This window comes from Nonomuraea insulae (assembly GCF_042656245.1).
Window position 1 is genome coordinate 13185 of the sequence record NZ_JBHSPA010000071.1, and the last position, 21903, is coordinate 35087.

Below are 21903 nucleotides of genomic sequence, written 5' to 3' on the forward strand. Positions count from 1 at the left end.
GGGCCCACAGGGTGCCTAAGGCGCAGGTGAGAGGGGCTTAGGGCTCGTCGGTGAACTTCACCGTGACCTTCGTGAAGCCGAGTGACTTGAGCATCCCGGACATCATCGCCTTGGTGTTGGTGTCGGCCCGCGTACGCAGGTCGCTCGCCACCGCCGCCTCGCTGATCTTCTTCTCGGCCAGCAGGTAGAGCTCCCGCTGGTCACCCGGCGAGCCCGACAGGAAGTCCGACACCCGGTCGAACAGGCCCCGCTGCTGCGCGAACACGTAGGAGCGGCTGTTGTCCAGGTTCGGCTTCTCGAGCTGGGCCCGGGGGAGGCGCACGGTGGCCTGGGTGCGGTCCTGCGAGACCGTCACGCCGTTCGCCGCCATGGCGGAGAAGTCCACGTAGGCGTCCACCCCGCCCGCCCCGACGAACAACGTGCGGGTGCCCTTGATCGCGTCGGGCAGGAAGTTGGCGTCCTTCTCCAGGTCCACCACCACCTGGAAGGTCCCCGTGGCGGCCTCGAACCTGCTCATGTCCTTGATGGACTCCAGGAGCACCGGCTGGCTGCGGTCGATCGTCTGCTCGCCGAGCGGGTTGATCCAGGACCAGGCCAGCCGGCCGCCCACCACCAGCAGGACGGCCAGGACCAGGAAACCCGCCAGATATCGCCACCAGCGACGCCGCCCGGGAGTCACCTCGGGCAGCGTCGTTTGCGAAGTCGTCATGGGAGCATGACTACCCGATCAGCGATCATCAGTCCCAGCTGTTTGGTGACATCTCCGGTCCCCATTTGTCATATGACACGGGCCAGCTCGCTCCCGACATGTCGGGAGCCCAGCCCTCGGCGGTGTCGGCCGGGGCCCGGCCCGCGGCGGGGGTGTCGGACGTCTGGCCGGCCTTGGGCGTGTCCGGCACCGAACTGGCCGACGTGGTGCCGGTGGTGGTGCCAGTGGTGGTGCCGGTGGTGCCGGTGGTGCCGGTGGGGCTGGGGTAGACCGGGTAGGCGTGGTTCGTCTCGGGGCTCGGCTCGGGGGTCGGCCGCATGGGCGGCGCCACCTGGACGCGCGAGGGCCCGCCGCCGAAGTGCGTGATCGACAGCGTGCAGCCCTGGAAGTCGCTGTAGAACATGCGCAGCCACTCCCTGCGCTGGTGCTCGCTCCAGGAGGAGAACTCCCCCGTCGAGTACTGGTGCTCCGGCAGCGGCGCTCCCGGCAGCGGCTCGCCGCGCAGCCAGGCCACCACCATCTGCCGGTAGCCCTCAGCGACAGTGCTGTGGCACTTGGGGGCCAGCGCCTCGATGTACTCGTACGCCGCCTCCTCCGCGAACCCGGGTGACAGGTCCGGAATGTGCACCGGCGCCAGCCCGTTCGACGGCTTGAGCGGCTCGTCGAGCGGCCGCTGCTCCACCCGCGTGAACGCGGCGGGCGTGCCCGCCAGCCGGGAGGCGATCTGCGTGAACGCCGCGCCCGTCTCGGTCAGCCCCGCCCGCATCCCCGGATGCACACACACCGTGATCGGCCACTCCTGGCAGGTGTAGGCGATGTCCACGGCGGCGGCCGGCTTCGGCTGCGCCAGCACCCGCGTCACGCCCATTCCCGCGGCCAGCACGGCCAGCAGCGCGCACCCCAGCATCAGGGCCTGCCTGGTCACCAGCGCCGCCCAGCCGAGCAGCAGCGCCGCCGTGATGCCGAGCAGCCAGATCGTCTGGTCGAAGAACGGCGCCCCGCTCAACCCCTGGAACAGGTCGTACGGTTCCCCGGTCCCCGGCGCCAGCTTGTCGGCCCACCCGCGGTCGTCGGCCAGCCACGAGAACAGCCCGTAGCAGGCCAGCCCCGCGATCGGCGGCGTGTAAGCCCGCGGCAGCACCCAGCCGGCCACCCACCCGATCACCGAGTAGAGCGCCAGCCCCGCCATGCCCATTCCCAGCCCGGGCAGGCTCACCCGGCCCGCCTGGTCGGTGAGCACCGTCTTGACGGCCAGCACCAGCACCGTCGCCCCGAACGACCCCAGCACCACCATCACGATCGCCAGCGGCGCCTTGAGCGCCCGCCACGTCGTGAGCGAGCGCCCGCGCAGCGCCCGGCGTTTGCGCAGCGCCACCCAGGCGGCGAAGGCCGCCGCCACGGGTCCGGTCAGCCGGAGCGAGCCGATGACCGCGGCCACGATGTTCTCCCACGCGTCTACGCCAGGGATCAAGACGTTCCACGCCGCGACCAGGCCGACAGCCAGCAGTACGGCAACCGTGACGGCCGCGCTGTGCTTCAGCTCCTCTCGTGAAACGCCCGCGTGCTCACGCACCCGTTTTCCCGTTGAAGTTCATCAAGCAGCACCCCCCGTGCCCCTCGGTGAGGCGGATTGACGATCAAGTCCTGGCCGGTCCCCACAGGCCCATGGACTTGGCATCCGCGTCACCATTCGTACGAGAACCATAACTGAGCGTGATGATTGATGTCCGGATTCTTGGTCAAGCGAAGAAGCCTGTCGCGGAGAGTAATCAGACGAACCGGGACGACCGGCGCGCTACCGTATGCGCTGTGTCGCAGCCGAAGCCGCTCAACCTGCCGTTCGATCCCATCGACCGCGCCGCGGAGAGCTGGCGCGCTCACTTCGGACCGTCCGCCGCCATGGCCGCCGTTACCTCGATCATGAGAGCGCATCAGATCCTGTTGTCGCAACTTGACTCGCTCCTGAAGCCATACGACTTGACCTTCGCCAGATACGAGGGATTGGTCCTGTTGACCTTCAGCAAGACGGGCGCCCTCCCGCTGTCCAAGATCGGCGAACGGCTCATGGTTCACCCCACCAGCGTCACGAACACGGTAGACAGGCTGGAGAAGTCCGGATTCGTGCGCCGCCTGCCCAATCCCCGCGACGGCCGCGGCGTGCTGGCCGAGATCACCGAGGCGGGCAGGGGCGTCGTACGCCGTGCCACGGCCGACCTGATGGGCGCCGAGTTCGGGCTGACGATGTACGCCGAGGACGAACTTCACGCGATGTTCGACCAGTTGCGCACCCTTCGCGTGGCGGCGGGTGACTTCCCCGCCTCGCCCATGCGGCAAGATGAAGGGCATGGCGGACTTCTCTAGGCCCGGGTCACTCTACGGAGCAGTGGACCTGGGCGCGCGTAAGCAGGCACTGGAAGCGCAGGCCCGGCGGGACGCGGGTGGTCCCCAGGCTGCCTCGTCGGCCTCGGTCGTCGACGCGACCGAGGAGACGTTCACGACCGACGTCATCGACCGGTCCATGACCGTGCCCGTGGTCCTCGACCTCTGGTCGCCGAGAGCGCCGGGCAGTGCCCAGCTCAGCCCGGTGCTGGAGAAGGTCGTGGGCGAGATGGGCGGCAGGGTCGTCCTGGCCAAGGTCAACGTCGACGCCAGCCCGCAGATCGCTCAGGCGCTGCGCGTGCAGGCGGTGCCGACCGTGCTGGCGATCTTCCAGGGCCAGGCCGTCACCGGCTTCCAGCAGGTGCTGCCCGAGCAGGAGGTGAAGCGGTGGCTCGACGAGCTCATGGGCGCGGTCGAGCAGTTCTACCAGGCCAACCCCGACGCCCGGCCCGAGGCTGAGCCGGGCGAGCCCGAGGAGCCCGTGGGCCCGCCCGCCGACCCCGACCTGGTGGCGGCCGAGCAGGCCATCGACGACGGCGACTTCGACGCGGCGATCGCGGCCTACGAGCGGCTGCTGGCCCGCGTGCCGGGCAACGAGGACGCCAAGATGGGGCTCGCGGGGGTCAACCTGATCAAGCGCACGGCCGACGCCGACCCCGCCGACGTGCAGCGACGCCTGGAGGATCCGGCCGACATCGACGCGCAGCTCCTCGCGGCCGACCTGGAGATGTTGTCCGGATCGGTGGACGAGGCGTTCGCGCGGATCATCGCCCTGGTCAAGCGCACCTCGGGTGATGACCGCGACAAGGCCAGGAAGCATCTGCTCGGGCTTTTCGAGGCATTGCCGGCAGAAGACCCATCTTTGGCGAAAGCGCGTAGAGCATTGGCGAGCGCGCTGTTCTAGCCTGGGGTTATGCGGGTCGTCACTATATCGGCTACTTACGGCACGGCCGGCAGCCAAATCGGCCCGGCCGTGGCCGAGCGGCTCGGCGTGCCCTTCGTCGACCGGGCCATCCCCAGCGCAGTGGCCGAAGAGCTCGGCTGCACGCTGGAGGAGGCGCTGGCCCACGACGACCGCGCCGAGCACGGCCTCGGCCGCCTGTTCTCAGGGGCGATGCGGCTGCCGACGGTCACGTTCGGCGGCGTGGACATGTATGTCTCCGGCGCCATGCCCCTCGCGCCTGAGGAGTTCGTGCGCCGTACCGAGCGCATGCTCAAGGAGATGGCCCGCGATCGTGGCGGCGTGTTCCTGGGCCGGGCGGGGGCGATGGTCCTGGGCGAGCACCCCGGCGCGCTGCACGTCAGGCTCGACGCCCCGGTTGACCGCAGGATCCGGCAGACGGCCACGCTGGGCGAGATCAGCGAGCGCGAGGCCCGGCAGATCATCGAGGACAACGACCGCGCCAGGAACGCCTACGTGCGCCACTTCTACCGGGCGGATCCAGCCGATCCCTGCCAGTATCATCTGGTTCTCGACAGCACCACGATCCCGGTCGCAACCTGCGTGGAACTGATCGTTCTGGCTGCCGAGGCACTGGATTGACCTAACGCCCCCTAACATGGGAGGAATTCTTGGTCAGTCCCGAAGGAGCGATTGACGTGGCGACCGTCCCGAGTGTGTCGTACTCCATAACCGTGCGGCTCGAGGTGCCCGCCGGCGGCAAGGCCGTCAGCCAGCTCACCCACGCCGTTGAGTCGGCCGGGGGCGTGGTGACCGCCCTCGACGTCACCAACGCGGGCCACGAGAAGCTCCGCATCGACGTGACGTGCGCGGCCAGGGACACCGACCACGCCCAGGCCATCGTCGACCAGCTTGAGGCCGTCGAGGGCGTCGTCATCCACAAGGTGTCCGACCGCACGTTCCTCATGCATCTCGGTGGCAAGATCGAGATGGTGTCCAAGGTGCCGCTGCGCAACCGCGACGAGCTGTCCATGGCCTACACCCCGGGTGTGGCGCGCGTGTCGATGGCGATCGCGCGCAACAAGGAGGACGCGCGGCGGCTGACCATCAAGCGCAACACCGTGGCCGTCGTCACCGACGGCTCGGCGGTGCTGGGGCTGGGCAACATCGGGCCGGAGGCCGCGCTGCCGGTCATGGAGGGCAAGGCGGCGCTGTTCAAACGGTTCGCGGGCATCGACGCCTGGCCGATCTGCCTGGACACGCAGGACGTGGACGAGATCGTCCGCACGGTGCAGGTGATCGCGCCCGGGTTCGGCGGCATCAACCTTGAGGACATCGGCGCGCCGCGCTGCTTCGAGGTGGAGCGGCGGCTGCGCGAGCTGCTCGACATCCCGGTCTTCCACGACGACCAGCACGGCACCGCGATCTGCGTGCTGGCGGCGCTCACCAACGCGCTGCGGGTCGTCAACAAGAACATCGAGAACGTCAAGATCACCATGGCGGGCGCGGGCGCGGCGGGCAACGCCGTGCTGCGGCTGCTGCTGGCGGCCGGCGCGCGCAACGTGATCGTCTGCGACTACCTGGGGGCCGTGCACAAGGGCCGCGACGACCTGGACGAGTCGCTGCGCTGGATCGCCGACCACACCAACGCCGAGGGCTACTCGGGTGATCTGCGGGGCGCGGTCAAGGACGCCGACGTCTTCGTCGGGGTCTCCGCGCCGGGCATCCTGGTCGGTGACGACATCGCGACGATGGCCAAGGACGCGGTGGTCTTCGCGCTGGCCAACCCGGAGCCCGAGGTGTCGCCCGACGACGCGCGCGAGCACGCGGCGGTGGTGGCCACCGGCCGCTCCGACTACCCCAACCAGATCAACAACGTGCTGGCCTTCCCCGGGGTGTTCCGGGGGCTGCTGGACGCGCAGGCCGCCGGGGTGACGCAGGAGATGCTGCTCGCCGCCGCCCGCGCTCTGGCGGAGGTCGTCTCGCCGGAGGAGCTGGGCCCGAACTACATCGTCCCGAGCGTCTTCCACCCCGACGTGGCGACCGCCGTGGCGGCGGCGGTCCGTGAATCCGCCGGTGGGCGCGCGAGAGGCTTCACAGAGGCCTGAGGCCTCAGATCATCCTTTACGGCACAGCCAACGGCACTCCACCCGCCGACCGGGGCTGAGGACCCTCCAGGGGGACGCTCCTGACTCCCGCACCCGGCGGGCCGCCGCAACGGCGCACGGTGGGCCGATCGCGTGGTGAGGTGTCGGCCGGACAACCTGCGTGCGGCGGATCCCTCGTTGCGGGGCGGGGCGGGTTGAGGACGTGGTGGTGTGTCGGTCGAGGGACCCGAAGGGCCGCGAGTTCACCCTCAGGCGGTCCGTCCCAAGCGGCCTTGTCACGGGCCGACATGTCACCACGCGACCGGCCCACCGTGCGCCGTTGCGGCGGCCGGCCTGGGGCGGTTGTCAGCGGCGTCTCCCTGGAGGCCCTCAGCCCCGGTCGGCGTTTGGGGTGCCGTTGGCTGTGCCGTAAAAGATGATCTTCTTATCGGGTGATGGCGGGGATCAGGCGGTAGCTCTCCTGGAAGACCAGGTTGTGCGCGTCGCCCGCCGCTATCACCCGCAGCGTGTCCAGTTGCCCCGCCGCGTCCGCCTCGTCGAAGACGTTGAGCGGCCAGTCGCCGACCGTGTTGCCCCGCAGGTGCGGGTGGTGGAAGTCGCGGCCGTAGTGGGCGACCACCGCGATCGGCTGCTCGCCGCTCTCCTGCTGCTCCGGCCACGTCAGCGACCACATCGCGTTGAGCCCGCCCTCCTGGGACCTGGTGACCCCGCTGGCCACCACCTCCCCGGTGCCGAGCAGCAGGTCGGCGTTGGCCTCGTCGAGGGCCGCGCGCGCCACCGGGTCCAGGAGCTCCACGGCCCGGACGAAGAGGAGTTCCTTGTCCTCGCGGGTGACGGCCCGGCCGTGGTCGCCGTCGCGCAGGTCGGTGAAGTGCCTGAGCAGGGCCTCGTTCATCGGAGTTGGAGTACGCATGCCCTGCTCCTTCCCCGATAACCCCAAACGAGCCCAAACGAGCCTGAAGCTGCCCGAAATGCTCCCAGGTGAAGCGGGTCAGGCCAGCAGGCCGGAGATGCGGGCGCGGATTTCAGGCGTGTCGAGGCCGCGTACGGTGAGGGTCGTGCGGCGGCGTACGACGTCGTCCACCGTGGCCGCCCACTCGTGGTCGCGCGCGTAGATCGCCTGGGCCCAGATGTCCGGCCCGTCTGGGTGGATGCGCTCACCGAGCGCGGGGTCCTCGCGAATGAGCCGGGCCAGGTCGAACGCGATCGAGCCGTAGTGCGTGGCCAGGTGCCTGGCGATCAAAGGGTCCATGCGCATGCCCGGGTCGCGGTCGGTCCACAGCCGCATGGCCACGGCGTCGGGGCTGGCCAGGCCGGGCAGCGGCACTGCGGGCAGGATGTCGGCCAGGTCGTCGCCCAGGGGACGGCCGGGGAGGTGGGCGAGGATGTCGAGGACGTATTTGCCGATGTGGCGATATGTCGTCCATTTGCCGCCGGCCACCGACAACATGCCGCCCGATCCCCGGGTGAGCACCGTCTCCCGCTTGGCCGCCGTGACCTGCCCAGGCCCGCCGGGCAGGACCCGGAGACCGGCGAAGGCGTAGGTGATGTCGTCGCGCCGGACCTGCGAGTCGTGTACGGAATGCCCGGCCTCGTCGAGGATCTGTGCGATGTCCGCCTCGGTGGGGCGGACGGCGGCCGGGTCGCCCTCATACGGCTCGTCCGTGGTCCCCAGCAGCAGGTGGTCCTCCCACGGGATCGCGAACGACACCCGGTACTTGTCGATCGGCGTGGTCAGCGCCGCCTTCCACGGCTCGTGCCGGCGCAGGACCAGGTGCGCGCCCTTGGACAGCCGGATGCTGGGGGCGGCGTCCGGGTCCTCCAGGCGGCGCAGGTGGTCCACCCAGGGGCCGGTGGCGTTCAGGACAAGGCGGGCGGAGACGCCGAACTCCGTACCGTCGAGGCGGTCGCGCAGGTCGGCGCCGGTCACGCTGCCGCCCGTCTTGCGCAGGCCGACCACCTCGGCGTGGTTGAGCACGGTCGCGCCCGCGTCCACGGCGGCGCGGACGGTCATGACCGCGACGCGGCTGTCGTTCATCTGGTGGTCGCCGTAGACGGCGGCGGCGCGCAGCCCCTCGGTGCGCAGCGCCGGCACCTTGGCCAGTGCCTGGTGCGGCGTGATCACCTTGCCCATGCCGTCGCCGAACACCGACAGCGCCGAGTACAGGAACACGCCCGCGCCCAGCTTGGCGGCCCCGTGCGGCCCGCCCTTGTAGATCGGCACCAGGAACGTCAGCGGTTTGACCAGGTGTGGCGCGATGTCACCCGCCAGGGCGCGGCGCTCGCGGTGGTTCTCGGCCACCAGTTTGACGTTGCCGGTCTGCAGGTAGCGCAGGCCGCCGTGGACGAGTTTGGAGGAGGCGCTGGAGGTGGCGCCGGCGAAGTCGCCCGCGTCGACCATCGCCACCCGCAGCCCCGCCTGGGCGGCCATCCAGGTCACCGAGGTGCCCAGGATGCCGCCGCCGATCACGAGCAGGTCATAGGCGGTGCTCGCCAGCTCGTGGCGGGTCTCCGCCCGGTCGGTGCCGATCGCGGTCGTCATTGCCATTCTCCTATTGCTCGACCCAGCCGAGGGTCCTGGCCACGGCCTTCTTCCAGTTGCGGTATTCGCGCTCGCGTACGGACTCGTCGATCGCGGGGCGCCACTCGGCGGCCTTGTGCCAGTTGGCGCGCAGGCTGTCGAGGTCGGGCCAGTAGCCGGTCGCCAGACCGGCGGCGTAGGCGGCGCCCAGCGCGGTGGTCTCGGCCACCATGGGCCGGATCACCGGCACGGCGAGCACATCGGCGAGCGTCTGCATGAGCAGGTTGTCGGCGGTCATGCCGCCGTCGGCCCGCAGCGTCGTCAGGTCGAGGCCGGAGTCGGCGTTCATGGCGTCCACCACCTCGCGGGTCTGCCAGGCGGTGGCCTCCAGCACGGCCCGCGCGATGTGCCCCTTGTTGACGAACCCGGTCAGCCCCGCGATCACCCCGCGCGCGTCCGAGCGCCAGTGCGGCGCGAACAACCCCGAGAAGGCCGGTACGAAGTAACAGCCGCCGTTGTCGTCCACCGTCTTGGCCAGCGTCTCGATCTCGGCCGCGCTGGAGATCAGGCCGAGGTTGTCGCGCAGCCACTGCACCAGGGAGCCGGTGACCGCGATGGCGCCCTCCAGCGCGTATGTGGCGGGGCCGTCACCGATCTGGTAGCCGACCGTGGTGAGCAGGCCGTGCTTGGACACGACGGGCTCCTGGCCGGTGTTCATCAGCAGGAAGCTGCCCGAGCCGTAGGTGCTCTTGGTCTCGCCGGGCGCGAAGCAGGTCTGCCCGAACAGCGCCGCCTGCTGGTCCCCGAGCGCCGAGGCCACCGGCACGCCGGCGGAGGTGTGGCCGTAGACCTCGGCGGAGGGCCGGATCTCCGGGAGCATCGCGCGGGGCACGCCCATCGCGGCGAGCAGCTCGTCGTCCCAGGTCAGCGTGTGGATGTTCATGAGCATCGTACGGCTGGCGTTGGTCACGTCGGTGAGGTGGCGCCCGGTGAGGTTCCACAACAACCAGCTGTCCATGGTGCCGAACAGCACCTCGCCGCGCTCGGCCCGCTCGCGCAGGTCGTAGGCGTCGAGCAGCCAGCGGATCTTCGGCCCGGAGAAGTAGGTCGCCAGCGGCAGCCCCGCCTTCTTCTTGAACAGCGGCTCGTGCTCGGCCATGGCGTGGGTGAGCGCGTCGGTGCGGGTGTCCTGCCAGACGATCGCCGGGCAGACCGGGCTGCCGGTGGCGCGGTCCCACAACACGGTGGTCTCGCGCTGGTTGGTAATGCCCAGCGCGGCGATCTGGCCGTCCTCGATGTCGGCGCCGCTCACGGCCTCGGCGAACACGGTCTGCACGGCCTGCCAGATCTCCGCCGCGTCGTGCTCCACCCAGCCCGGCTTGGGGAAGATCTGGCGGTGCTCGCGCTGGGCGACGGAGATGATGTTGCCGGGCTGGTCGAAGACGATGCACCGGCTGGACGTGGTGCCCTGGTCGATGGCTGCGACGTAGTGCGGTCGAGGCACTGGAATTCCTCGCAAGACTTTAGGGTTCGACAATGCCGAACGAATGGTATTTGGTCACCGGGACGTGTTCAAGTGTCATCGGGCGAGGTCGCGGGTGATGGCGCGGGCGGCGTCGCGTACGTAGGAGACGAAGTCCATGTGCAGGTCGTCGCCGGGAGCCAGGCGCTCGACGGCGCCCCTGATGCCGATGGCGCCCACCACGAGGCCGCGCGGATCCTTGATCGGCGCGGCGATGGCCACCTCGCCCTCCGTCAGCTCCTCCATCTCGGCCGCCCATCCGCGCGCCCTGACCTGGTCGAGCTCGGCCTCCAGCTCCGCCTGGTCGACGAGGGTGTGTTTGGTGTGAGGCCGCAGCGGAGGGGCGAGTGACTCGCCGTAGGGGTCGAAGGCGAGCAGGACCTTGCCCAGCGCGCTGGCGTGCGTCGGCAGGTAGGTGCCGACCTGCAGCGTCTGCATGCTGTCGTCGGGCCGGAACACGTGATGTATCACCAGGACGTGGCCCTCGTGCAGGGTCCCGATCCAGGCGCTCTCCCTGCTCCGCCCGGCCAGCGCGTCGGCCCAGTTGATGGACCGGGTGCGCAGCTCGTTGACGTCGAGGTAGCTGCTGCCCAGGTGGAGCAGCGTGGCGCCGAGGCGGTACTTTCCCGTCGTCTCGTCCTGCTCGACGAACCCGACGCGGACCAGTGTGCGCAGGATGCCGTGCAGCGTCCCCTTCGGCAGCGCCAGCGCCCTGGCCAGCTCGGCCACACCGAGCTGCCGGGGACCGGAGGCGAGCAGCCGCAGGATCGCGGCCGCCCGTTCGACCGATTGAATCGTCTCTCCCACAACCGGCACCTTAGCGCAGTTTCGTTCGGGATTGTCGAACGAATTTTATTCCTGACCATTGGCTGTGAGTGTCGCCCTACAATGGCCCAGCCCTCTGGCGCGCGAGGAGAAGCCGAGCAACCTCAGACCGATCGGGAAGAGCCTGTGCCGCCGGAGTCCTGAGATCCACAGCCGGACATTGCCCGGCGACTGCGGCATTTCTCTAATGGGACCCGAGTCCCATTAGAGCAGGGTACGGAGAGGGGACTTGATGGACCAACCTTCCCGTTTAGCGGGAACCGTGCGGCCGGGGGGCCGTACCGCGCGGGTGCGCGCGGCCGTTCTGGAGGCCACCCAGGACGAGCTGGTCGAGCACGGCTTTCACGGCCTGACCATGGATCAGGTCGCGGCCAGGGCCGGCGTCGGCAAGACCACGGTCTACCGGCGCTGGGGGACCAAGGCGGGGCTGGTGGCCGATCTCATGAACGAGCTGGCGAACCAGTCCTCGGCCCATGCCGACACGGGCGGCATCGAGGCCGACCTGTACGCCAACGCGCTCGCAGTGGTCGAGGCGATCAGCGACAGGCGCCTGGGGGTCACCTTCCAGGCGGTCATCGCCGCCGCGACCAGCGACGACCAGGCCGCCCAGGCGCTGCGCGGGTTCTTCCAGCGCCGTATCGAGGAGTGGGCCAACGTCGTGGACCTGGCCGTCGAACGGGGTGAGCTGCCCAAGGGGACCGACGGCGCCGAGGTGATCAGGGCGATCTCGGCGCCGCTCTACTACCGCCTCGTGGTCACGAGGGAGCCCGTGACGGAGGAGGTCGCCGAGTGGTCGGTGGCGCGCACGCTGGCCGCCGCCAGGGCCGGGACGTTCGCCGTGAAGGCGAGGCGGGCGATGGGCGTGCGGGAGGCGGTGGAGTCACGTGGATGAGCGCGGCCAGATCGAGCCGTACCACCACAGGATCCCGCCCATCACCACCAGGCCACCCGCGGTGGCGAGCTTGCCCATGAGGTCGGCGGGCGGGCCCGTGTAGGGCAGGTGGCCGCGTCGGCCGTGGCCCCAAGGGCAGTCGTTCTCGACTCGGGTGGAATCGATCAGTGTTTCCGGGTGGTCGTCGCTGACCGAGTACGCCTCGATCTCGGCGCTGCTGCCCTTGTCCACGGCCACCTGCCTGACGATCGTCTTGCGGGCCGGGATCGAGCCGCTCGCCGTGCTGGAGCCGTCGGACTTGAGGTCGAAGCGTACGAGCTGCCTGGTCTGGTTGTGCAGGGTGACGGCCACCCGGCCCGAGCGGCACCCCACGTCGTCCACCGTCATCGTGAACGGGTCTCCCGGGTCCGGCCGGGGCCACGCGTGGGCCGCGACCGGAAGGAGCAGCCAGGCGCCCACCGGCAGGGCGGCCAGGACGAGACGAGTGCCGATGCGCATATGCTCCCCCCGAAAAGTGATCTCCGCTACCTAAAGTTCCCAAGCAGGCACGAAGAGTAACATCAACGGACTGGGGGAGCGCGCACCCCTAGTTAGCCTTCATGATGGATGTATGGCGGAAGCGATCTACGTCGGCGGGTTGTTGGTGGCGACGCCGCTTCTCGACGACCCCAACTTCCGGCGTAGCGTCGTGCTGATCCTCGAGCACGACCACGACGGCGGCACCCTCGGCGTCGTGCTCAACAGGCCGAGCGACATCTCGGTGACGCAGGTGCTGCCCGTGTGGGATCCGCTGGTAACCGGGCCCTCGGTGTTGTTCGAGGGCGGGCCCGTGCAGACGGACAGCGCGCTGGCGCTGGCGGCGGTCCCGAGCGGCGAGGAGCCCCTCGGCTGGCGCCGGCTGCACGCGGGCACCGACGCGGTGGCCCGGCTGGGCACGGTCGATCTGGACGCGCCGCCGGAGATCCTCCAGGGGGAGATCGCGCAGATGCGCATCTTCGCGGGATACGCGGGATGGACGTCGGGACAGCTCGAGAGCGAGATAGCCGAGGGGGCCTGGTATGTCGTCGACTCCGAGGTCGGCGACACCTTTCATGCCGACCCCGGCGTGTTGTGGCGGCACGTGCTACGACGTCAGCGCGGGGAGCTGGCCTTCGTGGCGACCTGCCCGGACGATCCGACGCTGAACTAGCGCCGCAGGTCCCACCCGGGGCGCAGGCAGCTCTCGGCCAGTTCGATGCTCTCCGCCATCCGGTGCTTGATCTCCTGCATCGTGCACTCGCGGCGCACGCACTCGAAGCCGACCCGCATGGTGGACATCGCGAACGCCACGATCAGGCGCGCGAGCTGGTCCTGGTCGGGATCCATGCCTCTGCGGGCGGCCACCTCCTCGGCCAGGCGGCGCTCGATCTCGGCCCCTCTGGCCACCGACAGGCCGATCAGGTGCGGATGTCCGTCGAGGAGCCCGCGCAACTTCAGGAACCTGGCGGCGTCCGCCGGCGTCGAACCCTCCACATCGCTCAGGACCGCACGCAGCGCGTGCATGAGAGAGGTGAACGGCGGCTCCTCGCGCGGGCGTTCGGCCAGGGTTTCCAGCAGGATCTCCGCGCCGTGCTCGTGGAACCACAGCACCAGGTGGTCCTTGTTGGTGAAGTAGCGGAAGAAGGTCCGGGGGGAGATTTCGACCGCCCCCGCGATCTGCTCTATCGTGGTCGACTCGTATCCTTGTTCGAGGAACAAGTCGAGCGCGGCGTCCAGGATCGCCAGGCGCGTCTTCTCCTTCTTGCGTTCCCGTAGACCCACCGTCACTCCCTCGAAACCTTTCTGTCACAGTGTGCCATAAGTCATAGGCCGACGATTAAAAGCCAGTTGTCATATGTCATGCTCTGCCATAGATTACCGGAGGCTTACGAGGTCTATGCCCCGGTGTGGGGCAGTACGTGTAACTAGGGGGACTCATGGCTCACGCGAAAGCGGTGGAAGCACCGCTGTCGCCCGGCCCTGCCAAGACGGGGACAGGGGGCAACCCGTGGCTGGTGCTGTTGGCGGTCAGCCTGGGCGTCATCATGGTGATGCTCGACGGCACGGTGGTCGGCATCGCCAACCCGTCGATCCAGGCCGATCTGAAGGCTTCGATGTCCGATCTGCAGTGGGTGACCAGTGGTTACCTGCTGGCGCTGGCGGTCTTTCTGATCACCGCGGGGAAGCTCGGTGACCTGTTCGGCCACAAGCGTGTCTTTCTCATCGGTGTCGGGGGCTTCGCGCTGTCTTCTGTGGGCATCGGGCTCAGCGCCCAACTGGCCGACATCATTCCCGGTGTGACTCCGGCCGGTGTGCTGATCGGCCTGCGCGTGCTGCAGGGCCTGTTCGGCGCGCTGTTGCAGCCCGCCGCGCTGGCCCTGCTGCGTGGAGCGTTCCCGGGTGAGCGGCTGAACCAGGCGATGGGCGCTTGGGGCGCGATCATCGGCCTGTCCAGCGCGGCCGGCCCGATCGTGGGCGGTCTGCTGGTCGAGAAGGTGAGCTGGGAGTCGGTCTTCTTCATCAACGCGCCGGTCGGCATCGCCGCCCTGGTCCTGGGCTTCCTGCTGATCAAGGACAACCGCGTGCAGACGTTCTCCCGGGTCGACTGGCTCGGTGTGCTGCTGCTGTCCGGCGCGATGTTCTCGCTCGTCTGGACGATCATCAAGGCCCCCGAATGGGGCTGGGGCGACACCACGACGCTGAGCTTCGTGGGCGCCTTCGTGGTGCTCATCGCGGCGTTCATCTTCTGGCAGAGCAGGGCCAGGCAGCCGCTGGTGCCGCTGTCGTTGTTCGCCAACCGCTCCATCTCCATCGGCACCTTCCTGATGATGATGGTCGCGTTCGCGATGTTCGGCGCGATGTTCTTCCTGGGCTTCTTCTTCCAGGGCGTGCACGGGTTGTCCCCGCTGGAGGCCGGCCTGCGCATGTTGCCGATGAGCGCCGGCATGATCGTCGCCTCGCCGCTGGCGGGCATGCTGCTCGGCAGGCTGGGGCCGAAGGTCACGATGGCGGGCGGTCTGGTGATCACCGCGCTGTCGATGTTCCTCATGTCCCAGCTCAGCATCGACGCCTCGTTCATCGAGAGCGCCATCCCGTTCGTGCTGCTGGCCTTCGGCCTCTCGCCGGTCTTCGTGGGCGCCACGGAGATCATCGTGGGCAACGCGCCGGTGGAGCTGAGCGGTGTCGCGGGTGGGGTGCAGCAATCGGCCATGCAGGTCGGCGGCGCGCTCGGCACCGCGATCCTGGGCGCCGTCATGGCCGCGGAGATCTCCAGCAGGCTGCCCGGTCATCTCGGCCCGGCGGCGCAGGCGATCCCGGCCGAGCAGATGACGCTGCTGGAGAAGGCCGCCGCGTTCGGCCAGGCGCCCGCAGGGGTGCCGCAGCAGATCGGCGACGCCCTGCACAACTCGTTCATGGACGGCATGCACATCGCCTTCCTGGTGAGCACCGGCATCGCGCTGCTGACCGCCGTGCTGGCGCTCTTCGTCAGGTCCGGCAGGAAGACCGAGGGCGCACCGGTCCACATGGGCTGACCAGCGCTCTCCGTACGGCCTCCGCTCACCGGGCGGGGGCCGTAGCGCTGTCCGGGGTCCCCGGCGGGCATAAACTCGGTGAGGTGAGCACGAAGATCCTCCCACAGCAGGAGACGACTCCGCGGACGTCGCACGGCGACGGCGATCACGAGCGGTTCGCCCACTACGCGGACAAGCACAAGATCACCGAGAGCATGGTGAGCGGCACGCCCATTCGCGCCCTGTGCGGCAAAATCTGGGTGCCCAGCCGCGACCCGAAGAAATATCCGGTCTGCCCGGAGTGCAAGGAGATCTACGAAGGGCTGCCCCAGGGTGGCGGCGAGGGTGGCGACGACAAGCAGTGAGTGTTGCTGAGCGGTAATCCCCCCACGGAGAGTTACGGTCTGTAGCCAGACCGTCTCATACCGTTGTGGGGGGATTACATGGCCCGGCGTGCGACCGCCGTCTTTTTGGCATGCCTGCTCGCGGCCGGGTACTCCCAGCCGCTCCTGCCCGGCGCCGCCGTGGCGGCCGCCTGCGCCAGACCCGCTTCACGCACTCTCGCGCCACGCACTCTGGCGCCACGCACTCCCGGCCCGCGCTCGCCCAAGCCGGAAGACGTCGGCAAGATCCTCGCCGAACTCGGCGAGCGGCTCGCCGGGGTCACGCCGCCGAGTCAGATCACGGTGCCGACCCGGGTGCACGTCATCTCCCGCGGCTCCGGCCGCCAGGTCTCCGACCAGGCGATCATGGCCCAGATCGACACGCTCAACTCCGCGTACGGCGGCAGGTTCGGCGGCGTCGACACCGGCGTGCGCTTCCGCCTCGACGGCATCTCGGTCAAGGAGAACTCCTCCTGGTTCACCGATCCCGTCGGCCACGAGAAGGCCATCAAGAACGCGCTGCACGAGGGCGGCCCCGGCACGCTCAACCTGTACATCGCCCAGCTCAGCGAGCTCATGCTGGGCTTCGCCAGCTACCCCTACTGGTACGCGGGCTCGCCCGGCCTCGACGGCGTCGTGATCGACTGGCGCAGCCTGCCAGGCGGGGCGATGATCAACTACAACCGGGGCTTCACCGGCGTGCACGAGATCGGGCACTGGCTCGGCCTGTTCCACACCTTCGAGAACGGCTGCCAGTCGCCGGGCGACGGCATCGCCGACACCCCCGCCGAGGGCGGCCCGACCGAGGCGTGCCCCCAGGACAAGGACTCCTGCCCCAGGCACAAGGGCAAGGACCCGGCGCACAACTTCATGGACTACGCCCACGACCGGTGCATGTGGGAGTTCACCCAGGGGCAGGCGGACCGGATGCACGAGATGTGGGCCGCGTACCGGGACACGGCGGCGGTCCTTTAGATTTCCGGCAAATTACGATGTGTGGGTGACAGCACCAAAGGCACTCGACACTCCCCACAAGCCTCCCGGCATCCTCGGCCCCGACTACCGCACCGCCACCTTAGGCATCCTGCTGGTCGTCACGCTGATCGCCTTCGAGGGCATGTCGGTCGGCGTCGTCATGCCCGCCATCGCGAAGGATCTCGACGCCTTCGACCTGTACGGGCTCAGCTTCTCCGCCTTCCTCATCGCCAGCCTGTTCATGAACGTGGTGGCCGGGCTCTGGTCGGACCGGCGGGGGTACCCGGTGCCGTTCCTGGCCGGGGTGCTGCTGTTCGTGGCCGGGATGGCGCTGGCGGGGGCGGCGTCATCGGCCGTGATGTTCCTGCTGGCGCGGGCCGTACAGGGGCTGGGGGCCGGGGCCTCCATCGTGGCGCTGTTCGTGATGATCGCCCGGGTGTACCCGGTCGAGGTACGGCCCAAGGCGTTCGCCGCCGTCTCCGCCGCCTGGGTGGTGCCCGCCATGGTGGGGCCGTCCGTGGCCGGGTTCGTCGGGCAGCAGTGGGGGTGGCGATACGTCTTCTACGGGATCGTGCCGCTGGTCGTGCCCGCGCTCGTGATGCTCGTACCGGCGTTGCGGATGGGGTCCTCCGCCGTGGCCGCGCCCGGCACCGGGCCGCGCTCCAGGCCGATCGCCATGACGCTGGCCGCCACCGCCACCGCCGGCGGGGCCGGGCTGCTGCTGTACGGGGTGGACCGGCTGCACCTGCACGCCGCGTCCGCGAGCGTGGAGACCGTGGCGGGGCTGGCGCTCCTCGTGTACGGCCTGTACCGGCTGCTGCCTCCCCACGCGCTGCGATTCGCGCGCGGTCTCCCCACGACCGTGCTGATGCGCGGGTTCTTCTCGGCCTCCTTCTTCGGCGTGAACTCCTTCATCCCGCTGGCGCTGCAGGAGGTCAAGCACTTCGACACGACGTCGGCCGGGATCGCGCTGACGACCGGGGCCCTGGGGTGGTCGGCGGGATCGTTCATCCAGAGCAGGCGGCCGGGCGAGGCCCACAAGCGGATCCGGCTGGGCGTGGGGTGCGTGGCCATCGCGATCCTGCTGTGCCTGCTCTCCGTCCTTCCCGGGGTGAGCGGGTGGATCGCGGTGCCCGCGTGGATCGTGGCGGGCTTCGGGATGGGCTTCGGCATGACCACCGTCAGTGTCACGGCCATGAAGCAGTCGCCGGTCAACGAGCAGGGGGCCAACTCGGCGGCCCTGCAGGTGTCGGACCAGCTCGGGTCCGCGCTGTCGATCGGCATCGGCGGGGCGCTGATGAACGTGATCGGGCACTCCTCCGCCCAGATCGCCACCGGGTTCATGGTCATCTCGGCCCTCATGGCGGCCATCGCGCTCGGCGGCGTCCTGCTCGCCGGCCGCACCCGCTGAATTCCGCCCCTCCTGTCACAGCGATCACGGTTCTCCTGATCCCCGTGGCGGGGAGTGATAGGACAGCGGGCAAGGAGGTGCCATGGAGGATGATCACCAGGTCTGGCCCCCTCTCTCGGGGCCCAGGCATCGCCGTACTCCTCCAGAGGGCACGGAGCCCGCGCCCCGCGACGAGGAGCCGCCACAGGGGCGTGCCGGCCGTCCTGAGCCGCCCTTAGGGCGGGCGCCGTACGTACCGGCGCAGGAACGCCCGCCGGAGCCCGGCTGGGGCCGCCCTCGCGAGCCTCCTGGGAGCCGTCCGCCCGAGCCTGGCTGGGGCCGTACTCCCGAGCCTCCTGGGAGCGATTCGCCCGAGCCCGACTGGGGACGCTCGCCCGATTCCGACTGGGGGCGCTCGCCGGACCCCGACAAGGGCCGTCCGCCTGGCTGGGGCCGCCCGCCCGAGCAGCGGCCGCCCGAGCAGCGGCCGGGCTGGGGGCGCAGGAGGCATCCGCTGGATCTGGAGCCCGAGCAGGCCGGCTGGAGCCGCCCCCATCCACCGGACCCCGGCCCGGAGGAGCGGGCGGAGGCGTCGTGGAACCCCAGGATCCGCGGGACCGGCCCCCGCGATCTCGACCAGGGCGGTTACGACGACCTCCCCCCGTCCGCCCGCCTCCACGGGTCTCCAGCGGACCCGGGGTCGCGCGGACGGAGCGCCGCAGGGGGAGGAGGGGCGTGGAAGCGGGTGGCGGCCGTGCTGGCGGCCCTCGCGGTCGGGGCGGGGCTGGTGGCGGGGGCCACGGTGGCGGTGTTGCGGATGACCACGCCACAGGCGGGCACGGGACGGGTGAGCGACTCGCTGGCCGGGGTGGCGGCCACGTTGCCGCAGGGATGGAGCGTGGGCGCGGTGGCGCCGGTCACGGGGTTCACCTCGGTCGTACGGAACGGGGACGGGGCGCTCGTGATGGCCAGACCGGTGCCTGGACCGGTGAAAGACGCCAGGAAGGCCACGGCGGAGGCGTCGGAGCTGTACTCCAGGCTTCTCCTCCAGGGCGACCGCGTGACCGTCGTCGAGGACAAGGATCTTCCCGACGGACACACCCGGGCGCTGCGGGCCGAATATCGGGACGTGGTGAACCGCCCGGCGTTCCTCAGAGTGATGCTGCTCACTCGCGGGGACCGGCCCGTCCTGCTGGTCGGACTGCTGCAACCCGAGGAGAACAGCGGCAGGCAGGCGCTCGACGCGGTCATGACGAGTCTCAGATAAGCCGCATAGCACGTGAGGAAGACCTTGGCCAGAATCCTCGGCTCACGGCACGTCTTGTCGGTGGGCCCGATTACTCTTGGGTCACTGTGAGAAAGCGAAGCACACGAACCCCAGAGGTGATGCGGTGAGCACCTTCGCCGCGTCCCACCTTTCGCCTTCCTATCCGGACCGGGCCGCGTGGGGCACCGCCCCCAAGTTGCGCGCCTGGCAGCAGGAGGCGTTCGACCTCTACTTCAGGCGCGAGCCGCGTGACTTCCTCACCGTGGCGACGCCGGGCGCGGGCAAGACGACCTACGCCTTGCGCATCGCCAGCGAGCTGCTCGCCAACGGGGTGATCAGGGCGGTCACGGTCGTCACGCCCACCGAGCACCTCAAGCGCCAGTGGGCCGACGCCGCAGGGAAGGTCGGCATCGGCATCGACCCGGAGTTCAAGAACAGCCAGGGCGCGACGTCACGCGACTACACCGGGGTGGCGGTGACATACGCGCAGGTCGCGATGCACCCCGCCCTGCACAGGGCGCGCACAGAGGCCCGCAAGACGATGGTCATCTTCGACGAGGTGCACCACGCGGGCGACGCCAAGTCGTGGGGTGACGGCGTGCGGGAGGCGTTCGAGCCCGCCACGCGCCGCCTCCAGCTCACCGGGACGCCGTTCAGGTCCGACGACAACCCGATCCCGTTCGTCGGCTACGAGGAGGACGCCGAGGGCTTCAAGCGCAGCGTCGCCGACTACTCCTACGGCTACGGCCCGGCGCTCGACGACGGAGTCGTGCGGCCGGTCATCTTCCTGGCCTATTCCGGCGAGATGAAGTGGCGCACGCGCGCCGGCGACGAGATCGCCGCGACCCTGGGCACGCCGCTCACCAAGGACCAGCTCGGCCAGGCGTGGCGGGCCGCGCTCGACCCGAAGGGCGACTGGATCCGCCAGGTCATGCAGGCCGCCGACCGCCGCCTCACCGAGGTGCGCAGGGGCGTGCCCGACGCGGGCGGCCTGGTCATCGCCACCGACCACGAGACCGCCCGCGCCTACGCCCGCCACCTGCGCAACATCACCGGCGAGGGCGCCACCGTGGTCCTGTCCGACGACCCCGGCGCGTCCAAGAAGATCAAACAGTTCGGGGCCTCGGAGGACCGCTGGCTGGTTGCCGTGCGCATGGTGTCAGAGGGCGTCGACATCCCCCGCCTGTGCGTGGGCGTCTACGCCACCTCCATCTCGACCCCGCTCTTCTTCGCCCAGGCCGTGGGCCGCTTCGTGCGTGCCCGCAAGCGCGGCGAGATGGCCTCGGTCTTCCTCCCCTCGGTGCCCACCCTCATGGGGCTGGCCAACGAGATGGAGCTGGAGCGCGACCACGTGCTCAACAAGCGGCCTCCCGAGGACGGCCTCGACGACACCCTCCTGGACGACGCCAACCGCCAGAAGGACAACCCCGACGTCCTGGGCGACGAGCTGCCGTTCGAGACGATGGAGACCTCGGCCACGTTCGACCGGGTGCTCTTCGACGGGGGCGAGTTCGGCACGGGCGCCGAGGTCGGCTCGGCCGAGGAAGAGGACTTCATCGGGCTGCCGGGGCTGCTGGAGCCCGACCAGGTGGCGACGCTGCTGCGCAAGCGGCAGTCCGACCAGCAGGCCGCCAGGCGCAAGCAGCAGGAGGAGGAGCCCCCGCAGGCGGTGGCGCCGCACGAGCAGATCGCCGAGCTGCGACGCGAGCTGAACGGCCTGGTGGGGGCCTGGAACCACCGCACGGGCCAGCCGCACGGGGTCATCCACGCGGATCTGCGGCGATCGTGCGGCGGCCCGCCGATCGCCCAGGCCACGGCGGAGGAGATCCAGGAGCGCATCAACACCATCCGCCGCTGGGCCACCCAGCGGCGCTGAGGGCCTCCCGCCGCCGGGCGGCCCGTGGGGGGCGCCCGGCGGCGATCTGAGGGACATCCCCAGGTCAGCGGGCACGCCGCCGATGATTACGATGCGTGACTCTGCGCATTTGGCCACAGAGCAGTGGCCTTCTGTTAGAAGCTCGACGGAAGCGGCAACAACCACTCTTGGCTGTCTTGGGATATGCAGAAGGACTTCACCCATGTCGTCTGAGGCCACCGGAAAGTCGACGCTCATCGTCGCTTCCGGCCTCTCTCGAAACGCCATCATCGTCAGGCTCGACGGCGACCTCGATGTGGGGGCGCTGCCGATCCTGAGGGAGCACCTGCAGCACATCTGGGAGCTGCCCCCCAAATCCTTCCTGATCCTGGACCTCGGCGAGATCGCGTTCTGCGACTCCATGGGCATGAACGAGCTCGTCGACATCATGCAGCGGTGCGAGTCCAGGGGTACGAGGCTGCTGCTGGGAGGGGTTCAGGGGGTGATGGCGCGAGTGTTGTCGATCACCGGGTTGCGGCACGCGTTCGAGGTGTTCGCGAAGTTCGACGATGCGCTGCGGGAGGCCGCCGAGGAAGCCTGAACGAACTCGCGAGCCCTGGACGGCGCTGTTCGGGGCTCGCGATCA

21 protein-coding genes are annotated in these 21903 nt (G+C 69.8%); 13 read left to right on the plus strand and 8 right to left on the minus strand.

Annotated features, from left to right (window positions below):
* Window positions 1–37: 37 nt before the first annotated feature.
* Entirely contained in the window at window positions 38–709 is a 672-nt protein-coding gene (locus ACFPZ3_RS49190; protein ID WP_379521336.1) for a DUF4230 domain-containing protein, read from the minus strand.
* A 28-nt stretch (window positions 710–737) separates the two neighbouring features.
* Window positions 738–2282 carry a hypothetical protein gene (locus tag ACFPZ3_RS49195; protein WP_379521337.1) on the minus strand — a complete coding sequence of 515 codons (1545 nt, stop codon included), beginning with the start codon at window positions 2280–2282 and terminating at the stop codon, window positions 738–740.
* Window positions 2283–2518: 236 nt separating this feature from the next.
* Here ACFPZ3_RS49195 and ACFPZ3_RS49200 point away from each other — a divergent pair, with 236 nt between their 5' ends.
* Genes ACFPZ3_RS49200 through ACFPZ3_RS49215 form a run of 4 tightly spaced genes read left to right on the plus strand, consistent with a single transcriptional unit; the run spans window position 2519 to window position 6097 of the window.
* Complete coding sequence (locus ACFPZ3_RS49200) at window positions 2519–3070, plus strand: MarR family winged helix-turn-helix transcriptional regulator (protein ID WP_379521423.1); 552 nt, start codon at window positions 2519–2521, stop codon at window positions 3068–3070.
* Window positions 3054–3992: a co-chaperone YbbN gene (locus ACFPZ3_RS49205; protein WP_379521338.1), complete on the plus strand. Its 939-nt coding sequence runs from the start codon at window positions 3054–3056 to the stop codon at window positions 3990–3992. The genes ACFPZ3_RS49200 and ACFPZ3_RS49205 overlap by 17 nt, the downstream gene beginning before the upstream one ends.
* A gap of 9 nt (window positions 3993–4001) precedes the next feature.
* Window positions 4002–4631, plus strand: a complete 630-nt coding sequence (locus tag ACFPZ3_RS49210) for a cytidylate kinase-like family protein (protein ID WP_379521339.1) — start codon at window positions 4002–4004, stop codon at window positions 4629–4631.
* Window positions 4632–4687: 56 nt separating this feature from the next.
* A complete protein-coding gene (locus tag ACFPZ3_RS49215; protein ID WP_379521340.1) occupies window positions 4688–6097 on the plus strand; it encodes an NAD-dependent malic enzyme in 1410 nt (469 codons plus the stop codon).
* A gap of 424 nt (window positions 6098–6521) precedes the next feature.
* Here the strand turns inward: ACFPZ3_RS49215 and ACFPZ3_RS49220 are convergent, their stop codons facing one another.
* The 4 genes from ACFPZ3_RS49220 to ACFPZ3_RS49235 all read right to left on the minus strand — a co-directional run bounded on the left by ACFPZ3_RS49220 (window position 6522) and on the right by ACFPZ3_RS49235 (window position 10947).
* The gene (locus tag ACFPZ3_RS49220; protein WP_379521341.1) at window positions 6522–7010 is read right to left on the minus strand and encodes a hypothetical protein; all 489 of its coding nucleotides are present in this window, start codon (window positions 7008–7010) and stop codon (window positions 6522–6524) included.
* Between the two features lie 78 nt (window positions 7011–7088).
* Entirely contained in the window at window positions 7089–8639 is a 1551-nt protein-coding gene (locus tag ACFPZ3_RS49225; RefSeq protein WP_379521342.1) for a glycerol-3-phosphate dehydrogenase/oxidase, read from the minus strand.
* A 10-nt stretch (window positions 8640–8649) separates the two neighbouring features.
* Window positions 8650–10122, minus strand: a complete 1473-nt coding sequence (glpK, locus tag ACFPZ3_RS49230; protein WP_379521343.1) for a glycerol kinase GlpK — start codon at window positions 10120–10122, stop codon at window positions 8650–8652.
* Window positions 10123–10197: 75 nt separating this feature from the next.
* Window positions 10198–10947, minus strand: coding sequence for an IclR family transcriptional regulator (locus ACFPZ3_RS49235; protein ID WP_379521344.1), 750 nt, complete (start codon window positions 10945–10947; stop codon window positions 10198–10200).
* A 250-nt stretch (window positions 10948–11197) separates the two neighbouring features.
* On the opposite strand from ACFPZ3_RS49235, the gene ACFPZ3_RS49240 reads away from it, so the two are divergent.
* Window positions 11198–11857 carry a TetR/AcrR family transcriptional regulator gene (locus ACFPZ3_RS49240; protein WP_379521345.1) on the plus strand — a complete coding sequence of 220 codons (660 nt, stop codon included), beginning with the start codon at window positions 11198–11200 and terminating at the stop codon, window positions 11855–11857.
* Here ACFPZ3_RS49240 and ACFPZ3_RS49245 read toward each other — a convergent pair.
* Window positions 11846–12355, minus strand: coding sequence for a hypothetical protein (locus tag ACFPZ3_RS49245; RefSeq protein WP_379521346.1), 510 nt, complete (start codon window positions 12353–12355; stop codon window positions 11846–11848). The two genes, ACFPZ3_RS49240 and ACFPZ3_RS49245, sit on opposite strands and share 12 nt — an antisense overlap.
* A 112-nt stretch (window positions 12356–12467) precedes the next feature.
* Between ACFPZ3_RS49245 and ACFPZ3_RS49250 the strand changes: the two genes are divergently transcribed.
* Window positions 12468–13046 (plus strand): YqgE/AlgH family protein, encoded by a 579-nt coding sequence (locus ACFPZ3_RS49250; RefSeq protein WP_379521347.1) that lies wholly within the window; start codon window positions 12468–12470, stop codon window positions 13044–13046.
* Here the strand turns inward: ACFPZ3_RS49250 and ACFPZ3_RS49255 are convergent.
* On the minus strand, window positions 13043–13657 hold the full coding sequence (locus ACFPZ3_RS49255; RefSeq protein ID WP_379521348.1) for a TetR family transcriptional regulator: 615 nt from the start codon (window positions 13655–13657) through the stop codon (window positions 13043–13045). The genes ACFPZ3_RS49250 and ACFPZ3_RS49255 overlap by 4 nt on opposite strands.
* Window positions 13658–13812: 155 nt before the next feature.
* On the opposite strand from ACFPZ3_RS49255, the gene ACFPZ3_RS49260 reads away from it, so the two are divergent.
* The 7 genes from ACFPZ3_RS49260 to ACFPZ3_RS49290 all read left to right on the plus strand — a co-directional run bounded on the left by ACFPZ3_RS49260 (window position 13813) and on the right by ACFPZ3_RS49290 (window position 21858).
* The gene (locus ACFPZ3_RS49260) at window positions 13813–15408 is read left to right on the plus strand and encodes an MFS transporter (RefSeq protein WP_379521349.1); all 1596 of its coding nucleotides are present in this window, start codon (window positions 13813–13815) and stop codon (window positions 15406–15408) included.
* Between the two features lie 83 nt (window positions 15409–15491).
* On the plus strand, window positions 15492–15752 hold the full coding sequence (locus ACFPZ3_RS49265; protein ID WP_379521350.1) for a DUF3039 domain-containing protein: 261 nt from the start codon (window positions 15492–15494) through the stop codon (window positions 15750–15752).
* A 78-nt stretch (window positions 15753–15830) separates the two neighbouring features.
* Window positions 15831–16745: a zinc metalloprotease gene (locus tag ACFPZ3_RS49270; protein WP_379521351.1), complete on the plus strand. Its 915-nt coding sequence runs from the start codon at window positions 15831–15833 to the stop codon at window positions 16743–16745.
* A 25-nt stretch (window positions 16746–16770) separates the two neighbouring features.
* Entirely contained in the window at window positions 16771–18156 is a 1386-nt protein-coding gene (locus ACFPZ3_RS49275; RefSeq protein ID WP_379521352.1) for an MFS transporter, read from the plus strand.
* An 82-nt stretch (window positions 18157–18238) separates the two neighbouring features.
* Window positions 18239–19402, plus strand: coding sequence for a chromosomal replication initiator protein DnaA (locus ACFPZ3_RS49280; RefSeq protein ID WP_379521353.1), 1164 nt, complete (start codon window positions 18239–18241; stop codon window positions 19400–19402).
* A gap of 124 nt (window positions 19403–19526) precedes the next feature.
* Entirely contained in the window at window positions 19527–21278 is a 1752-nt protein-coding gene (locus tag ACFPZ3_RS49285) for a DEAD/DEAH box helicase (protein WP_379521354.1), read from the plus strand.
* A 202-nt stretch (window positions 21279–21480) separates the two neighbouring features.
* Window positions 21481–21858 carry an STAS domain-containing protein gene (locus ACFPZ3_RS49290; protein ID WP_379521355.1) on the plus strand — a complete coding sequence of 126 codons (378 nt, stop codon included), beginning with the start codon at window positions 21481–21483 and terminating at the stop codon, window positions 21856–21858.
* Window positions 21859–21903 lie beyond the last annotated feature (45 nt).

Bases quoted from the DNA above. Each gene is read 5' to 3' on its own strand.
- ACFPZ3_RS49225 (WP_379521342.1), bottom strand. From the start codon at position 8,639: ATGACGACCGCGATCGGCACCGACCGGGCGGAGACCCGCCACGAGCTG.
- ACFPZ3_RS49220 (WP_379521341.1), bottom strand. From the start codon at position 7,010: ATGCGTACTCCAACTCCGATGAACGAGGCCCTGCTCAGGCACTTCACC.
- ACFPZ3_RS49290 (WP_379521355.1), top strand. From the start codon at position 21,481: ATGTCGTCTGAGGCCACCGGAAAGTCGACGCTCATCGTCGCTTCCGGC.
- ACFPZ3_RS49260 (WP_379521349.1), top strand. From the start codon at position 13,813: ATGGCTCACGCGAAAGCGGTGGAAGCACCGCTGTCGCCCGGCCCTGCC.
- ACFPZ3_RS49270 (WP_379521351.1), top strand. From the start codon at position 15,831: ATGGCCCGGCGTGCGACCGCCGTCTTTTTGGCATGCCTGCTCGCGGCC.
- ACFPZ3_RS49245 (WP_379521346.1), bottom strand. From the start codon at position 12,355: ATGCGCATCGGCACTCGTCTCGTCCTGGCCGCCCTGCCGGTGGGCGCC.
- ACFPZ3_RS49250 (WP_379521347.1), top strand. From the start codon at position 12,468: ATGGCGGAAGCGATCTACGTCGGCGGGTTGTTGGTGGCGACGCCGCTT.
- ACFPZ3_RS49240 (WP_379521345.1), top strand. From the start codon at position 11,198: ATGGACCAACCTTCCCGTTTAGCGGGAACCGTGCGGCCGGGGGGCCGT.
- ACFPZ3_RS49190 (WP_379521336.1), bottom strand. From the start codon at position 709: ATGACGACTTCGCAAACGACGCTGCCCGAGGTGACTCCCGGGCGGCGT.
- ACFPZ3_RS49280 (WP_379521353.1), top strand. From the start codon at position 18,239: ATGGAGGATGATCACCAGGTCTGGCCCCCTCTCTCGGGGCCCAGGCAT.
- ACFPZ3_RS49205 (WP_379521338.1), top strand. From the start codon at position 3,054: ATGGCGGACTTCTCTAGGCCCGGGTCACTCTACGGAGCAGTGGACCTG.
- ACFPZ3_RS49210 (WP_379521339.1), top strand. From the start codon at position 4,002: ATGCGGGTCGTCACTATATCGGCTACTTACGGCACGGCCGGCAGCCAA.